We start from the raw sequence: 14,221 nt of genomic DNA, 5'->3' as shown, positions 1-14,221 counted from the left end.
CCGCTAGACGAACGAGTTGATCTCGATCGTCTCGTCGCGGCCCGGGCCCACGCCGATCGCGGAGATCGGGGCGCCGGACATCTCCTCCAGCGCCTTGACGTACGCCTGGGCGTTCTTCGGCAGGTCGGAGAAGGACTTCGCCGACGTGATGTCCTCGGACCAGCCCGGCAGGGTCTCGTAGATCGGCTTCGCGTGGTGGAAGTCGGACTGCGAGTACGGAAGTTCCTCGACACGCTTGCCGTCGATCTCGTACGCGACACAGACCGGGATCTGCTCCCAGCCGGTGAGGACGTCGAGCTTGGTGAGGAAGAAGTCCGTCAGGCCGTTCACGCGGGTCGCGTAGCGGGCGATGACCGCGTCGAACCAGCCGCAGCGGCGGTCGCGGCCGGTGGTGACGCCCCTCTCGTGGCCGATACGGCGCAGCGCCTCGCCGTCCTCGTCGAAGAGCTCGGTGGGGAACGGGCCGGCGCCGACACGGGTCGTGTACGCCTTGAGGATGCCGATGACCCGGCTGATCTTCGTCGGACCGACGCCCGCACCGGTGCAGGCACCACCGGCGGTCGGGTTCGACGACGTCACGAAGGGATACGTGCCGTGGTCGATGTCCAGCAGGGTGCCCTGGCCGCCCTCGAAGAGGACCACCTTGTCGTCTTCGAGGGCCTGGTTGAGGACCAGGACCGTGTCGGCGACGTACGGCGCCAGCCTGTCGGCGTAGACGAGCAGTTCCTCGACGACCTGGTCGGTGGAGATGGCCCGGCGGTTGAAGAGCTTGGTGAGGACCTGGTTCTTGACGTCGAGGGCCGCCTCGACCTTCTGCGTCAGGATCGACTCGTCGTACAGGTCCTGGACGCGGATACCGACACGGTTGATCTTGTCCGCGTAGGTCGGGCCGATGCCCCGCCCCGTCGTGCCGATCTTGCGCTTGCCGAGGAAGCGCTCGGTGACCTTGTCGAGGGTCACGTTGTACGGCGTGATGATGTGAGCGTTGCCGCTGATCAGGAGCTTGGACGTGTCGACGCCTCGCTCGTTCAGCCCGTTCAGCTCGGAGAACAGGACCGACGGGTCGACGACGACGCCGTTGCCGATGACCGGAGTGCATTCAGGTGTGAGGATTCCGGAAGGGAGGAGGTGCAGGGCGTACTTCTGATCGCCCACGACTACCGTGTGGCCGGCGTTGTTGCCGCCCTGGTAGCGCACCACATAGTCAACGGACCCACCTAGCAGGTCCGTCGCCTTTCCCTTGCCTTCGTCACCCCACTGAGCACCGAGCAGCACAAGTGCGGGCACGCGCGTACACCCCTTCCGGGCGGGGCATGTCCAAGGTCGGGGGCGTACGCGGTGGCTCATATCCGCCGCGTGCACCGCGACCGCCGTTGGTCGCACCTGTAGGACCCGGATGCCCCGGAATAGACGAAGCCCCTGGCGCAATAGCGCAAGGGGCTCTTGCACAAAGATGCTACCCGAGGAAGCGAGGCAGGACCGAGGTGGCGACTCCCGACCAGCTCCTCGTGGTCATCGACCCCCTCGCCCGTCACACGGACGGCGAGGCCGTACGGATCGCGAAAGACGTGCTCAGCGCGGGTGCGGCAAGTACGAAAGTATGCCTTCCCGCCGGGCCCGAGGAATTCGCGCGAGCGCTCTCGCGGCGCGGTTCGCGGCGGCCGGTGGTGATCGGCGACGACCGCGCGCTGCTGCGGGCGGTGGCTCTTCTGCATCGGCAGCGGGAGCTGGCCTCCTGCCCCCTCTCCATGATCCCCGTGGGCTCCGCCCTGGGTCTCGCCCACTCCCTCGGCGTGCCCACCGGCGCGGTCGCGGCGGCCCGCGCCGCCCTCGACGGTGTCGAGCGACGGCTGGATCTGCTCGTCGACGACAGCGACGGGGTGGTGCTGGGCGCGCTGCGCATCCCGGCCCTGCCGGGTGCTCCTCCGCCCGATCCGGCGGACGAGCCGGGGATGGCGGCGGACGCCCACCCGGGGCTGGACGGAGGAACGGGCCCGGGGACGCACGACGGCACGGGCGACGGCACGGGCGACGGCACGGGCGACGGCAGGGGCGATGGCAGGGCAACGGGCCGGAAAGCGCGGGCCGGGGGCGCGTCGGCCGACGACGGCGGGTCGCCCGGCCAGCACTTCTGGCTGCGCGCCTGGCCGCAGTCCCTCGCCCGTACGCTGTCGACGCGGCCGGCGCGGCCCGCCCGGATGTCCCGTCCGCTGCGTCCGTCACGCATACGCGTCGCCGCCGGGGGCGGCGCCGGGCCCTCACGGCTGCGGGTGGAGGTGGACGGGGTGATGCTCGTCGACCTCGACCAGCCCGTGGAGACCGTGTCCATCACGCCCGGCCTCGACGGCGGCGCCGACGTCGAGATCCGGCCGGTGTGCGTGGGCGCCGAGGCGGCCACGCTGCACGCGGTCGGCCACCGGGTGACCGTGTCCGGCGCGGACTTCCGCTACCGGGCGGACTCCCTGGTGTCGGGACCGGTACGAACGCGGACGTGGACGGTACGGGCGGGTGCCTGGGGGCTGACGCTGCCGAGGTGAGGGCCGACCACGGTAGACCCGGCGGAGCCCGTGGCAGCACGCGACACGCCGCTGTCGATCATTTCCCGGCGCGGAATTCACGCGACGGGACGCATCGGCACGCATCGCGTATTCGTCGCGGTCGAGGGATTCTTGAGGCGCCGTCAGCCCCTCTTGACCGCGCGTCGATCTGACGGTCGCTCAGACCTGAGGCCGCTCACGGCACGTCCAACAGGGTGACGATATGTCAGCGCGTTCCGAACGGGCGCTCTCCTCGAATCAAAGTACCAGCTCATTGACGTATTTTGATGAGGCGTCAGGCGCGCCGATCGTCACTCTCCGGGGCGACAATTCATGCGGCCGTTCGGACCTATTTTCACACTGCTCCGAACCTCCTCGAAATGACAGCGGAAATGGCCGTCATTACGTTCGTTCTCGTCGGCAGGTCCTGTCGACGAGAACGAAGAGAAGGGGAAGTGCATTGCGCACTCGTAAGATCACAGTGATCGCCGCCTCCGTCGGCGTGGCAGTCGCGGCCGCCACCGGTGTCACCTACGCCAGCTCCGCCCTGGAGTCGGCCCCCAAGTCCACTTCGGCCATCACCGACGCCGCCCCGGCGCCCCGCGGCGGCAACGGCACGGGCACCAGCGCCGGCTCGAACGTCGCCAACGCCCCGGCCGACGCGGGTTCGTCGGACAGCTACAACGGTCCCCGGAAGGGCAACGAGGGCCGCAGTGAGGGTCGTGGCGAAGGCCGCGGCGAGGGCCGCGGCGACCACCGCCGGGACGAGGGTCAGATTCAGATCAACGAGCGCGTGTACGGCGCCGAGCCGGGGTCCTGCATCGCCGTGGTCAACGTGCGCAACGGGCAGGAGGGCGCCGACAGCTTCAACATCCGGAACGACAGCGACAAGACCGTCGAATTCTTCAACGGGATCACCTGCGACAACGGTGCCCCCATCGCCACGGTCGGCCCGCACAGCTCCACCAACGCGGTGGAAGGGGACCAGACGGGCAATCTCCTCACCGGTAGCTTCCGCGTCGTCGAAAACGGCCACTGGTGATAACCGAGAGGGCAAGCGCACACCCCGGAATACCCACGTATCGGAAACCCCGGCTCGCCGTAATCGAGCCGGGGTTCCGGCATGGGGGTATCCCTACGGGATGACCTTTTCCATGTTAGTCAGCGCGGCACGGCCGTCCCGGCGACGGCGCCGAGAAAAGCGCGCCATCCGGCGGGCGAGATGTACAGGAGAGGGCCGTGCGGGTTCTTGCTGTCGCGGATGACTCGGCCGCCGGTGGAGATGGGGGCGACCTCGACGCATTCGCCTTGTGACGTGGAGTACGAAGACTTCCGGAAGGGGCCTATGAACTCAGGGGTCACGATGCATTGTCCTTGCTTCTTCGTAGTGCGCGCCGAATGAGCTGCGCGCTCGCGTCCGGTGCCAGCGCGGCCGATCGTAGTTGGTCGAAGGCAAGGGTGTAAGCGGCGAGGTCCTCGGGTGCCTCAAGAATCGAAGTCCCCCGCAGGTTGTCCAACGTCACGGCCTCCACGACCGGTTCGACGTCGAAGCTGAAGGAGGCGAACGCGGAGATCTCACCGGCGAGTGTCCCCGCACTCACGGGGAGGACCTGAATGGTCACGTTCTTCCGCTGCCCGACCTCCAGGATGCGTTCGAGTTGCTCTCGGTGGCTCTCGGCACCCACCAGGGGATGAATGATCACGGGCTCCCAGATGATGGCCGTGTACGCCGTCTCCCCTTCGTCGATCTTCTCCTGCCGCGCTTCCCGCACCTTGACCAACTGGGCCACGCGTTCCGGAGGGACATAGCTGGGCCCGGAGGTGATGACGGACTCCGCATAGGCGGGCGTTTGCAGCAGGCCCGGCACCAGCACCTGCGCCCAGACCCGAATGTGCGTCGCGTCGCCCTCCAGAGAGATGTAGTCGAGGTAATTCGGCCGCAGGTGCTCCGCATGTTCGAGCCACCACCCGCGGTGCTTGGACCTCTTCGCCAAGTCCTCCAGTTTGGCGAGGACTTCGGGGTCGTCGACGCCGTACGCGTTCAGCAGCACACGGATCTCCAGGATGCGCGCGGTCACATGCCCGCTCTCTATGCGACTGATCCGAGTCTGATGCACCCCGAGCACGTCCGCCGCCTGCGGCTGATCCAGCTTGGCGGCCTGCCTGTACCTCTTGAGCGCGGCACCAAGTCGCCTGCTGCGTACGGTCGGCCGTCCCCCTGCGGGCATTGCTTCCCCTCTCCGGCGAGGTTTCCGAGCCACCACTCTAGGGCGGTGACGACTCCCAGCAACCCACTTGGTCGCATACATGCTCTTCATCTTGTTGCTAAACAGCAGGCTCGCACCCTAACCTCAGAGTGAGCGCACCACTACTCGGCGCTACTTGACTGCACGTCAGGGGGTCTATTCGCCATGCCCGCTCTCACCCCACGTCGCGACTCCTTCCGTATCCCCAAGCACGGAAGACACGTCCCCGAGGCCCGCGCCCGCGTGCGGCGGATCCTCAAGGACTGGGCGCTCGACGGTGAACTCGCCCATGACGTCGCCACCGTGGCCACGGAGTTGGTGACGAACGCGGTCCGGCACTGTCGGGTGACGCTCGCGGAGGTGGAGGTGGTGATGTCGGTCCGGGGATGCGGCTTACTGGTCGAGGTGTCGGACCCGGACAAGGGAAAGGTGCCGGCGTTGCGGGGCGGGGACGCCGAACGGGACGGCGGTCGCGGACTCGTGATGGTCGACGCGCTCTCCGAACGGTGGGGCCACGAAGCACGGCCGTTCACCAAGTGTGTGTGGGCGTACTTCGTGATCCCGGGGCGGGCACGGTGAGCGCGGCGGCGCTGAGCCCTTACCGCGGGCGGTGGCGGCGTTGGGCTGCCCGGGCGGAACGGTATCGGGCCACGTACGGCCGGTGGTTGCCGTTCCCGCCTCGCGAACCCTGCTGGGAGAGGCGGTCGATGAGAGCGGCGCCCGTACGCTCCGTATTCATGGATGGTCCACACGTGGATGAAGGAGACGAGGGAGGCCTCGTGCGGGCGTATGTCACGGCGTACCTGGGGGAGGGACGTACGGCATGACCGACGAATCGACGAAACGAGCAGGGGGCTCCGCCCCGCCCTCCGACGCCGTCCTGGCGACGTTCAGCGACTGGCTGGACCATGCCGTGGCCTGCGTGGACGCGTGCCGGAGGGACGGTGTCTCGTGCCTGCACTCGATGCGGCTGGCCAAGCGGCACCGCGCGGCCAGGAAGGCGGCGGGAGCGGCGCGGCGGAACGCCTCGGACTGAGCCCTTGCCCTATCGCGTCGGCCGGGCGGGACATCGGGACGAGAGCGGCCGTCGGTAGGCCGCCGGGATCAGGGCCGGTCCGCTCGCTGTGGCGGGTGGGGCGGCCAGGGGCCGAGCGCGGGGAGTCCCCCCGGCGCCACGGGTGGGACCGAGGGCACGCGTCCGGCGAGCCATGCCGCAAGGTCGCGCAGCCGTCCGGTGATCACCGGACGGCTGCGCCGTCACCGGCGGTCCACTGGTGAGGCACGTCCTCGGGGCGCAGGCGGGTGCCCGCAGGCAAACGGCAGAGGAGGAAGTCGATGACGTCAGCGGCCAGTTCCTCGGGCCAGTCGTCCGGCCGTACGCCGAGTTCCAGGTCGACCATGTGGATCCACACCTCGCGCCACCGTGCCCGGACCGTCGCGGCGAGGTCCGCGTCCCGGAAGGTGACCGGGCGGCTCCGGTCCGTCTCGCCCGCCTCCGCCCAGGCCGCCTCCAACCGGGCGGTGTTCGCGGCGAGTTCGGCCCGGTGTTCGGCGGCGCTACGGCCGGCCGTGGTCTCGATGATCGCGTTGCGCTCGGCGACGCCGCCGTCGTACGTCGCTGATGTCGGCGACATCGTTCACGGTGGCGGTACGGATCATGCGGGGATCATCGGTCAGGGCGTCGAGCCGTGTCCACCGAGAAGATCAGGACGGCTGTGAATAATTCGTTGACAACAAAGTGTTTGCATCCACATGCTGGCTGCATGCCCTCACCCACCGATCCCTTCACGCCCCCGAGCGCGGACGAGGCGCGCGCCCAGCGCGTCTACACGTCCCTCTTCCGCATCGCCGAGCGGCACGCGGCCACGGACGGGCAGCGTCGCCGCCAGGTCCATCCCCATGTGCTCGGTCCGCACGAGGCGATCAGGCTGGTCTCGTATCTGCTCAGCGGTGCCGCCCTCCTCGACGACGGCGAACCGGAGATCGACCGCGCCGACATCACCGCCGCGCTGACCCTCATCCCCCTCGCCCGTGGCGAGATGGACGAACTGGAGGTCGGCCTCCTCGACATGGCCCGAGGTCGCGGCATGACCTGGCCGGAGATCGCCTTCGGACTCGGCCTCCAAACTCCCCAGGCGGCGAGGCAGCGCTACGAGCGCCTGGCGAGCCGCACGGAGCCGGGGACCGAAAAGACGGAGAAGACGGAGAAGGCAGAGGGGGCGGAGGGGGCGGAGGGAGCCGGCGAGTAGCGCATCCCCGGCGGCCGGTCGCCGGTCCACGGCCACCGGTCAGCGGTCGCCGGTCCGCGGTCAGCGGTCAGCGGTCCGCGGTCGCCGGTCAGCGGTCCGCGGTCGCCGGTCAGCCCCCGCCGAACAGCTCCTCGCGGTGGACGCGCCAGCGGCCCATCATCGCCTCGACCTCTTTCTCGATGAACTCGAAGAAGGCGAGGGTCTCGGAGAGTCGGCGGCCCGCCGGGCTGTCGGCGCCCAGGCTGGTGACGCCCTCACGCAACGCTTCCTCCCAGCGCTTGATGATGGCCTCGCGGTTGGTGAGCGCCTCGTACCACTGGTCGCTGTGGACGCGGTAGCGCTCGCGGCGCGAACCGGGCTCGCGTTCGCGTGACACCAGGTGCACCTGGGCGAGATAGCGGACCGCGCCGGAGACGGCCGCCGGGCTGATCCGGAGCTGTTCGCCCAGCTCGACGGAGGTCAGCGCGCCGGTGTCGGAGGCGAGGAGCGCGGCGAAGACGCGGGCCGGCATGCGCGGCACCCCGGCCTCGACGAGCTGCGCCGCGAAGCCCTCGACGAAACGGGAGACCGACTCCGGGTCGCGTCCCACGGTCGCCGCTCCGGCCTTCGCTTCGGCCTTCGCCCCGGCCTTCGCTCCGGCCTTCGAATCCGTCATCCCTGGATCAACTCCCTCGGTATCCCCGCGATATCCCCTGGTCAGACACCACCGCCGAGTCTACCGGCGATTCATACGCTTCCTTAACTTCACAAATTTCTGAAGCAAGCGTACTTTCTGAAGCATGACGAAGGCCCACCCCGCCCTTGAGGTATCCGGACTGCACAAGTCCTTCGGACGGACCCACGCGCTGGACGGCCTCGACCTGACCGTCGAGACCGGCGAGGTCCACGGCTTCCTCGGCCCCAACGGCGCCGGGAAGTCCACCACCATCCGCGTCCTGCTCGGCCTGCTGCGCGCCGACTCGGGCGCCGCGCGGGTACTGGGCCGCGACCCGTGGACGGACGCGGTGGAGGTGCACCGCCGGATCGCGTACGTACCGGGCGACGTGACCCTGTGGCGCAACCTCTCCGGCGGCGAGGTCATCGACCTGTACGGCCGGCTGCGGGGAGGGCTGGACGCCGGGCGCCGCGCGGAGCTGATCGAACGGTTCGAACTGGACCCCACCAAGAAAGGCCGCACCTACTCGAAAGGCAACCGCCAGAAGGTCGCCCTCGTCGCCGCCTTCGCCTCCGACGTGGACCTCCTCATCCTGGACGAACCGACCTCCGGTCTGGATCCGCTGATGGAGGAGGTCTTCCAGCGCTGCGTACGCGAGGAGCGCGACCGGGGCCGTACAGTCCTGCTGTCGTCCCACATCCTCAGCGAGGTCGAGGAACTGTGCGACCGGGTGAGCATCATCCGCAAGGGCGTGACCGTCGAGAGCGGCTCGCTCGCCGACCTGCGCCACCTGACCCGCACCACCGTCACCGCCGAACTCGCCGGCCCGCCGGGCGGCCTGGCCGGTCTCCCCGGCGTCCACGACCTCGACGTCCAGGGCAACCGCGTCCGCCTCCAGGTCGACACCGACAAACTCAACGCCGTCCTGCTCTCCCTGACCGGGTCCGGCGTACGGTCCCTGACCTCCACGCCCCCGACCCTGGAAGAGCTGTTCCTGCGGCACTACCAGGCGGGAGAGGTGGTCGCGCGATGACCACCACCGCCGACACGGACACCGGCCCCGCCGCCACGAACGCCTTCGCCGTACGGTCCGGCGGGACCCGTCAACTGGCCGGTACGGGAACCCTGTTGCGGTTCGCCCTGCGCCGCGACCGCGTGATGGTCCCGGTCTGGGTCGCGGTGACCGGGCTGATGGTCCTCTCCATGCCGAACAGCCTGAAGAGCCTGTACGGCACCGCCGCCGAACGCGCCGACCTCATGCGCCAGATGACCACGAACTCGTCGCTGCGCGCCCTGGTCGGCCCCGTCTTCGACGACTCCCTCGGCGCCCTGACCGCCTGGCGCGTCGGCGTCTACGCCGGTCTCCTCGCCGCCGTCATGAGCCTCCTCGTCGTCATCCGCCACACCCGCGACGAGGAGGAGAGCGGCCGTCAGGAACTGGTCGCCTCGGGGATGGTGGGGCGCCGGGCGTCCTTGACCGCCGCTCTGCTGACGGCGGCGATCGCGAACGGCGGGCTGGCATCGCTCGTCACGCTCGGACTGGCCGGGGAGGGCGCGGTCAGTGCGCTGGCCTTCGGGCTGGGGATCGCGGGTGTCGGGATGGTGTTCGCGACGATGGCGGCGGTCGTCGCGCAGCTGACGGAGAGCGCTCGGCTGGCGCGGGGGCTGACGGCGGGGGTGCTGGGGGCGGCGTTCGTGCTGCGGGCGGCGGGCGACGCTTCCGAGAACGACGGTTCGTCTTTCTTGACGTGGGCGTCACCGCTGGGGTGGCTGGAGAACGAGCGTTCCTTCGCGGATGAGCGGTGGTGGGTGCTGCTGCTGTTCGTGGCGGCGACGGCGATCCAGGGCGCGGTGGCGTACGAACTCGCCGGGCGCCGCGATGTCGGCATGAGCTTCCTGCCGACCCGGCCCGGCCCCGCGGCCGGCCGACTGGGTACGGCCGGCGCCCTGGCCTGGCGGCTCCAGCGCGGCAGCGTCCTCGGCTGGAGCATCGGCTTCTTCCTCGCCGGGGTCGTCTACGGCGGCCTGACCGAGGGCACGGCCGACTTCGTCGGCGACAACGAGGGCGCCCGCGAGATCTTCGAACGCATGGGCGGCCAGTCCGGCCTGACGAACGCCTTCCTCGCCTCGATGATCGGCATGCTCGGCCTGATCGCCGCGCTGTACATCGTCAGCGCTGTCCTACGCCTGCACGGCGAGGAGACCTCCGGGCGCGCCGAACCGCTCCTCGCGAACGCCGTGGGCCGGCTCCGCTGGGCCGCCGGACACCTGGTCGTCGCCTTCGGCGGCACGGTGTGGATCATGCTCCTCGCCGGTCTCGGCTTCACCCTCGGCTACGGCAAGGAGGCCGGCCCGATCCTGGGCGCGTGCCTCGTCCAGGTCGCCGGGGTGTGGGTCATCGGCGGCACGGCCGTCCTGCTCTACGGGCTCACCCCCCGAGCGGCGGGTGCTGCCTGGGGCCTCGCCGGCGCGGTCCTCCTCATCGGCTGGATCGGCCCCGCGCTCAACGCCCCCCAAGCCCTCCTCGACCTCTCCCCCTTCGGCCACCTCCCGAAGCTGCCGGGCGGGGAGATGGAGTGGACGCCGGTGCTGGTACTGACCGGGCTCGCGATGGTGCTGGTGGCAGGCGGTCTGGCGGGGCTGCGGCGGCGGGATGTGAGCAGCTGAGGGTGGGGTGGGGGGCCGGTGGGCTGGGGGTCGGCGGAGCGGCGGAGCGGCGGAGCGGCTTCGGAGGATCAGGGGGACGGCGGGGCGCGGGGTGCTGGGCGGCGAGGGGCGGTTGGTGGCGCCGAGACGTGGCGGCCCGTTGCCCGAAGCCGGGCCGTGTCTCTCCGGGCGGGAGAACCATGGCGGGACTCGGGCGCGTCCCTGCGGTCATGGGTCGACCGGAGTAGCCCGGGATGGCAGGGCGGGGCGGGACGAGGGGGCGGGGGTTGGATCGGGAGAGTGCGTTGGGGTGTGGTGGGTGTGCGCTGTCCGGGGTGGGTGCGGTGGCCGCGACGCTCGCGTGGAGCACCTCTGACCGCACCCAACGCCATCTCCAGGGCGGCTTCGAGGGTGAGGGCATGGACTACACCGTCCTCGCCACCGAGCTCCCCTTCGTCGCCCTGGCCGGAGCCGCCCTCCCGGCCGCCGTCTGCCTGCTGATCGCGCTGCTGTCGGCCCGGCGAAGGGGGCCGGGGCCGGGCGGGGAGGGCTCCTCAGATCTGGACGGATAGGCCGTCGAGGCCCCGGATCACGAAGTTCGGCTTCCGGGTCGGCTCGGTGGCGAGGGCGAGGGTGGGTGCCTGGTCCAGGAGCGCCGTCATCGAGGCCGCCAGTTCGATCCGGGCGAGGGGGGCGCCGATGCAGTAGTGGATGCCCGCGCTGAAGGAGATGTGCGGGTTCTCCTCGCGGGTGAGGTCCAGCTTCCCGGGGTCGGCGAACACGGCCGGGTCATGGTTCGCGGAGCCGAACAGCATCGCGATCTCCGCGCCCCGCGGAACCGTCGTCCCGTCGATCTCGATGTCGTCCAGCACCCAGCGCTCGAAGAGCTGCAGCGGGGTGTCGTACCGCATCAGCTCCTCCACCGCCGCAGGCACCAGCGAGTGGTCCGCCCGCAGGGAGGCCAACTGCTCCGGGTTCCGGAACAGCGCCCACCAGCCGTTCACCGTGGCGTTCACCGTCGCCTCGTGGCCCGCGTTCAGCAGTAGCACACAGGTCGAGATCATCTCCTGCTCGGTGAGACGTTCGCCCTCGTCGTACGCGGCGATCAGGCCCGAGATCAGGTCCTCGCCGGGCTCCGCCCGACGGTGCGCGATCAGCTCCCGCAGATACTCCGAGAACTCCACCGACGCCCGCACCGCCCGCTTCGCCGTCTCCTCCGACGGGCTCAGCTCGTACATCCCGCAGATGTCCGCCGACCAGGGCCGCAGCGGTGCCCGGTCCGACTCGGGGACACCGAGCATCTCGGCGATCACCGCCACCGGAAGCGGCTCGGCGACATCCGTCAGCAGGTCACCCCCGCCGGCTTCCACCAGCCCGGCCACCAGGTCACCGGCCAGCTCCTCCACGTACGGCTTCAGCCGCTCCACGGTGCGTGGGGTGAACGCCTTCGACACCAGCCGCCGGATGCGCGTGTGGTCCGGGGGCTCCAGGTCGAGCATCCCGTGGTCGTTCAGCGTGTGGAAGGGCTCGTGCTCCGCCGGCGGTGCGCTGCGGGCGAAGTCCTCGTGCGTGAACCTGTGCTGGTACGTCCGCCCGAGCCGCCGGTCCCGCAGCAACGCCGAGACGTCCGCGTGGTGCGGGACGAGCCACTGGTTCGTGGGCTCGTAGTACTGCACTCGGCCCCGGGCCCGCAGCTCCGCGTACGCCGGGTACGGGTCGGCCACGAAGTCGGGGTCCCACGGGTCGAAAGCGAGGTCGGAAGCAGGTGCCATGACCGGACGCTAACCCGCGAGCGGGCCGCCTGAACAGGGGGGACCGGCGCGTGACCTCGGCAAAGCGGCTGCCGCGGCTCCCGTCAGCCGGGCGTGACCAGCCGGGCCTCGTAGGCGAACACGGCCGCCTGGGTACGGTCGCGCAGGCCCAGCTTCACCAGGACCCGGCTCACATGGGTCTTGATCGTGGACTCGGCGACCACCAGACGCTCGGCCATCTCCGAGTTGGACAGGCCCTGGGCGATGAGGACCAGGACCTCGGTCTCGCGGTCGGTGAGTTCGCCGTATGCCAGCTGGGTGGCCGCCGAGGGGCGGGGAGACTGGGCCAGCTTGGAGAACTCCGTGATCAGACGCTTGGTGACGGACGGGGCGAGAAGTGCCTCGCCGGCGGCCACCACCCTGACACCGTCGGCCAGTTGGCGGGCGGAGGCGTCCTTGAGGAGGAAGCCGGAGGCTCCCGCGCGCAGCGCCTGGTACACGTACTCGTCGAGGTCGAACGTGGTCAGGACCAGCACCTTCGCCCCGCCGTCCGACGCCACGATCTCCCGGGTGGCCTCGATGCCGTTCAGCTCGGGCATCCGGATGTCCATCAGGACGACGTCCGGCGACAGCTCCCGGACCCGGTCGACCGCGTCCCGGCCGTTCACCGCCTCGCCGACCACCTCGATGTCCGGCATGGCGCCGAGCAGCACGGAGAAGCCCTCGCGGACCATCATCTGGTCGTCGGCGATCAGCACGCGGATCGTCATGCGTCGGCCTCGCTCGCGCTGGACACCGGCAGGAACACCGTCACCTCGTATCCTCCGTCCTCCGTCTCGCCCGTCGTCATCTCGCCGTTCAGCATCGTGACGCGCTCGCGCATGCCGGTGAGGCCGTGACCGGCTCCGTGGGTGGTCTTCACCAGGGTCGCCTCCGGGCGCGGGCCGTTGACTATGCGCAGGCCGAGACCGCCCAGGACGTAGCCGATCTCCACGCGGGCCGTCGCTCCCGGTGCGTGCCGCAGGGTGTTGCTGAGGGCTTCCTGCACTATGCGGTACGCCGACAGTTCCACGCCCTGCGGGAGTTCGCGGACCGCTCCGGTGACCGCCTTGTCGACCGTGAGACCGGCCTCCCGCACGTTGGCGAGCAGGCCGTCGAGGTCGGCGAGGGTGGGCTGCGGGGCGTCCGGGGCCTCGTAGTCCTCGGCGCGGACCACTCCGAGGACGCGGCGCAGCTCGGTGAGCGCCGCCACCGCGTTCTCCCGGATCGTGGCGAAGGCCTGCTCCAGCTCCGGCGGCGGGTTCTCCACGCGGTAGGGCGCGGCCTCGGCCTGGATGGCGACGACCGACATGTGGTGGGCGACCACGTCGTGCAGCTCGCGGGCGATCGTGGTGCGCTCTTCGAGGAGGGTGCGCTTGGAGCGCTCGTGCTCGGTCACCGTCTGCTGCGCGGTCACCTCGCGCTGGGCCGTGCGGCGTATGGTCAGGGCGGAGGCGGCCAGCAGGGTCATGGCGGAGATGACGAGGAGCGGGCCCGAGTTCGACGAGTAGTGGCCCATGCCGAGGGTGCTTTCCACGAACATCCCGTACGCCGCGGTCAGGCCCCACATCCAGGCGGCTATGCGCGGCCGGGTGCGCAGTGCCACGACCGTCATCACCACGAGGTGGGCCGCGAAGCTGCCGGCTGCCCACGGCCAGTCGTCCCACATGTCGCTGAACGCCCCTGTCAGGGGGGTCGCGATCATGGACGCCCAGAAGGCCGCCACGGGCCTGACCAAGGTCAGCAGGACCGGGATCAGGGCGAAGACGGCGGACACCGTCGCGGCGGACCCGCCGTCGTCGCTGGAGGACGCGGCGATGGCCATCGACAGCAGACCGGCGGCCACCACCGCCGCGTGCGGGGCCCAGGCCACGTACTCGCGGAGGCGGCCGGACAGCCGGCTGGTGAACAGGCCGTCCATCTTCATCGGGGGCATCGGCAGGTAGGCGAACGCGTCGTGGAACAGGTCCTGCCGCAGCCTGCGCCACGCGTCCATCGCCACCCGGAATTCCGGGCTGCTCGGCTTGCCCCCGCCGCGCGAGGGCATCGTCATCGTCTGCGTCTGGGTCGTCTCGGTCACGTTCAAAACGGTAGGCGG

16 protein-coding genes are annotated in these 14,221 nt (G+C 70.3%); 8 read left to right on the top strand and 8 right to left on the bottom strand.

What is annotated here, in order from left to right; translation table 11 throughout:
• Positions 1 to 3: 3 nt before the first annotated feature.
• On the bottom strand, positions 4 to 1,287 hold the full coding sequence (locus OG202_RS27305) for an adenylosuccinate synthase (protein ID WP_326579696.1): 1,284 nt from the start codon (positions 1,285 to 1,287) through the stop codon (positions 4 to 6).
• A 197-nt stretch (positions 1,288 to 1,484) separates the two neighbouring features.
• On the opposite strand from OG202_RS27305, the gene OG202_RS27300 reads away from it, so the two are divergent.
• Both OG202_RS27300 and OG202_RS27295 read left to right on the top strand, forming a co-directional pair.
• Positions 1,485 to 2,537, top strand: coding sequence for a diacylglycerol kinase (locus tag OG202_RS27300; protein ID WP_327728455.1), 1,053 nt, complete (start codon positions 1,485 to 1,487; stop codon positions 2,535 to 2,537).
• A 460-nt stretch (positions 2,538 to 2,997) separates the two neighbouring features.
• Entirely contained in the window at positions 2,998 to 3,579 is a 582-nt protein-coding gene (locus tag OG202_RS27295; protein WP_328223749.1) for a hypothetical protein, read from the top strand.
• 119 nt (positions 3,580 to 3,698) lie between these two features.
• Here OG202_RS27295 and OG202_RS27290 read toward each other — a convergent pair whose 3' ends face one another.
• Both OG202_RS27290 and OG202_RS27285 read right to left on the bottom strand, forming a co-directional pair.
• Positions 3,699 to 3,899, bottom strand: a complete 201-nt coding sequence (locus OG202_RS27290; protein ID WP_328223748.1) for a DUF397 domain-containing protein — start codon at positions 3,897 to 3,899, stop codon at positions 3,699 to 3,701.
• On the bottom strand, positions 3,896 to 4,765 hold the full coding sequence (locus OG202_RS27285) for a helix-turn-helix domain-containing protein (RefSeq protein WP_328223747.1): 870 nt from the start codon (positions 4,763 to 4,765) through the stop codon (positions 3,896 to 3,898). Before OG202_RS27285 ends, OG202_RS27290 begins: the two co-directional genes overlap by 4 nt.
• Positions 4,766 to 4,948: 183 nt before the next feature.
• Between OG202_RS27285 and OG202_RS27280 the strand changes: the two genes are divergently transcribed.
• Positions 4,949 to 5,362, top strand: a complete 414-nt coding sequence (locus OG202_RS27280; RefSeq protein ID WP_327728457.1) for an ATP-binding protein — start codon at positions 4,949 to 4,951, stop codon at positions 5,360 to 5,362.
• Between the two features lie 244 nt (positions 5,363 to 5,606).
• A complete protein-coding gene (locus OG202_RS27275) occupies positions 5,607 to 5,819 on the top strand; it encodes a hypothetical protein (protein WP_327728458.1) in 213 nt (70 codons plus the stop codon).
• A 202-nt stretch (positions 5,820 to 6,021) separates the two neighbouring features.
• On the opposite strand, the gene OG202_RS27270 is transcribed toward OG202_RS27275, so the two are convergent.
• Positions 6,022 to 6,417, bottom strand: coding sequence for a maleylpyruvate isomerase family mycothiol-dependent enzyme (locus OG202_RS27270; protein ID WP_328223746.1), 396 nt, complete (start codon positions 6,415 to 6,417; stop codon positions 6,022 to 6,024).
• Positions 6,418 to 6,546: 129 nt separating this feature from the next.
• Between OG202_RS27270 and OG202_RS27265 the strand changes: the two genes are divergently transcribed.
• Complete coding sequence (locus tag OG202_RS27265; protein WP_327728460.1) at positions 6,547 to 7,032, top strand: DNA-binding protein; 486 nt, start codon at positions 6,547 to 6,549, stop codon at positions 7,030 to 7,032.
• 109 nt (positions 7,033 to 7,141) lie between these two features.
• Here OG202_RS27265 and OG202_RS27260 read toward each other — a convergent pair whose 3' ends face one another.
• Positions 7,142 to 7,687, bottom strand: a complete 546-nt coding sequence (locus OG202_RS27260) for a GbsR/MarR family transcriptional regulator (RefSeq protein WP_327728461.1) — start codon at positions 7,685 to 7,687, stop codon at positions 7,142 to 7,144.
• A gap of 124 nt (positions 7,688 to 7,811) precedes the next feature.
• Between OG202_RS27260 and OG202_RS27255 the strand changes: the two genes are divergently transcribed.
• The 3 genes from OG202_RS27255 to OG202_RS27245 all read left to right on the top strand — a co-directional run bounded on the left by OG202_RS27255 (position 7,812) and on the right by OG202_RS27245 (position 10,905).
• Entirely contained in the window at positions 7,812 to 8,720 is a 909-nt protein-coding gene (locus tag OG202_RS27255; protein WP_326579716.1) for an ABC transporter ATP-binding protein, read from the top strand.
• A complete protein-coding gene (locus OG202_RS27250; protein ID WP_328223745.1) occupies positions 8,717 to 10,354 on the top strand; it encodes an ABC transporter permease in 1,638 nt (545 codons plus the stop codon). The genes OG202_RS27255 and OG202_RS27250 overlap by 4 nt, the downstream gene beginning before the upstream one ends.
• 323 nt (positions 10,355 to 10,677) lie before the next feature.
• A complete protein-coding gene (locus OG202_RS27245; RefSeq protein ID WP_326579719.1) occupies positions 10,678 to 10,905 on the top strand; it encodes a hypothetical protein in 228 nt (75 codons plus the stop codon).
• Here the strand turns inward: OG202_RS27245 and OG202_RS27240 are convergent.
• The 3 genes from OG202_RS27240 to OG202_RS27230 all read right to left on the bottom strand — a co-directional run bounded on the left by OG202_RS27240 (position 10,888) and on the right by OG202_RS27230 (position 14,203).
• Complete coding sequence (locus OG202_RS27240) at positions 10,888 to 12,105, bottom strand: cytochrome P450 (protein WP_326579720.1); 1,218 nt, start codon at positions 12,103 to 12,105, stop codon at positions 10,888 to 10,890. The genes OG202_RS27245 and OG202_RS27240 overlap by 18 nt on opposite strands.
• Positions 12,106 to 12,188: 83 nt before the next feature.
• Positions 12,189 to 12,854 carry a response regulator transcription factor gene (locus OG202_RS27235; RefSeq protein WP_326579722.1) on the bottom strand — a complete coding sequence of 222 codons (666 nt, stop codon included), beginning with the start codon at positions 12,852 to 12,854 and terminating at the stop codon, positions 12,189 to 12,191.
• Positions 12,851 to 14,203 (bottom strand): sensor histidine kinase, encoded by a 1,353-nt coding sequence (locus OG202_RS27230; protein ID WP_326579724.1) that lies wholly within the window; start codon positions 14,201 to 14,203, stop codon positions 12,851 to 12,853. Before OG202_RS27230 ends, OG202_RS27235 begins: the two co-directional genes overlap by 4 nt.
• Positions 14,204 to 14,221 lie beyond the last annotated feature (18 nt).

Origin of the sequence: Streptomyces sp. NBC_00310 (assembly GCF_036208085.1) — a bacterium.
Lineage (GTDB): Bacteria > Actinomycetota > Actinomycetes > Streptomycetales > Streptomycetaceae > Streptomyces.
The sequence above is the reverse complement of the archived record's forward strand: the minus strand, read 5'-3'. Positions and strand labels throughout refer to the sequence as shown.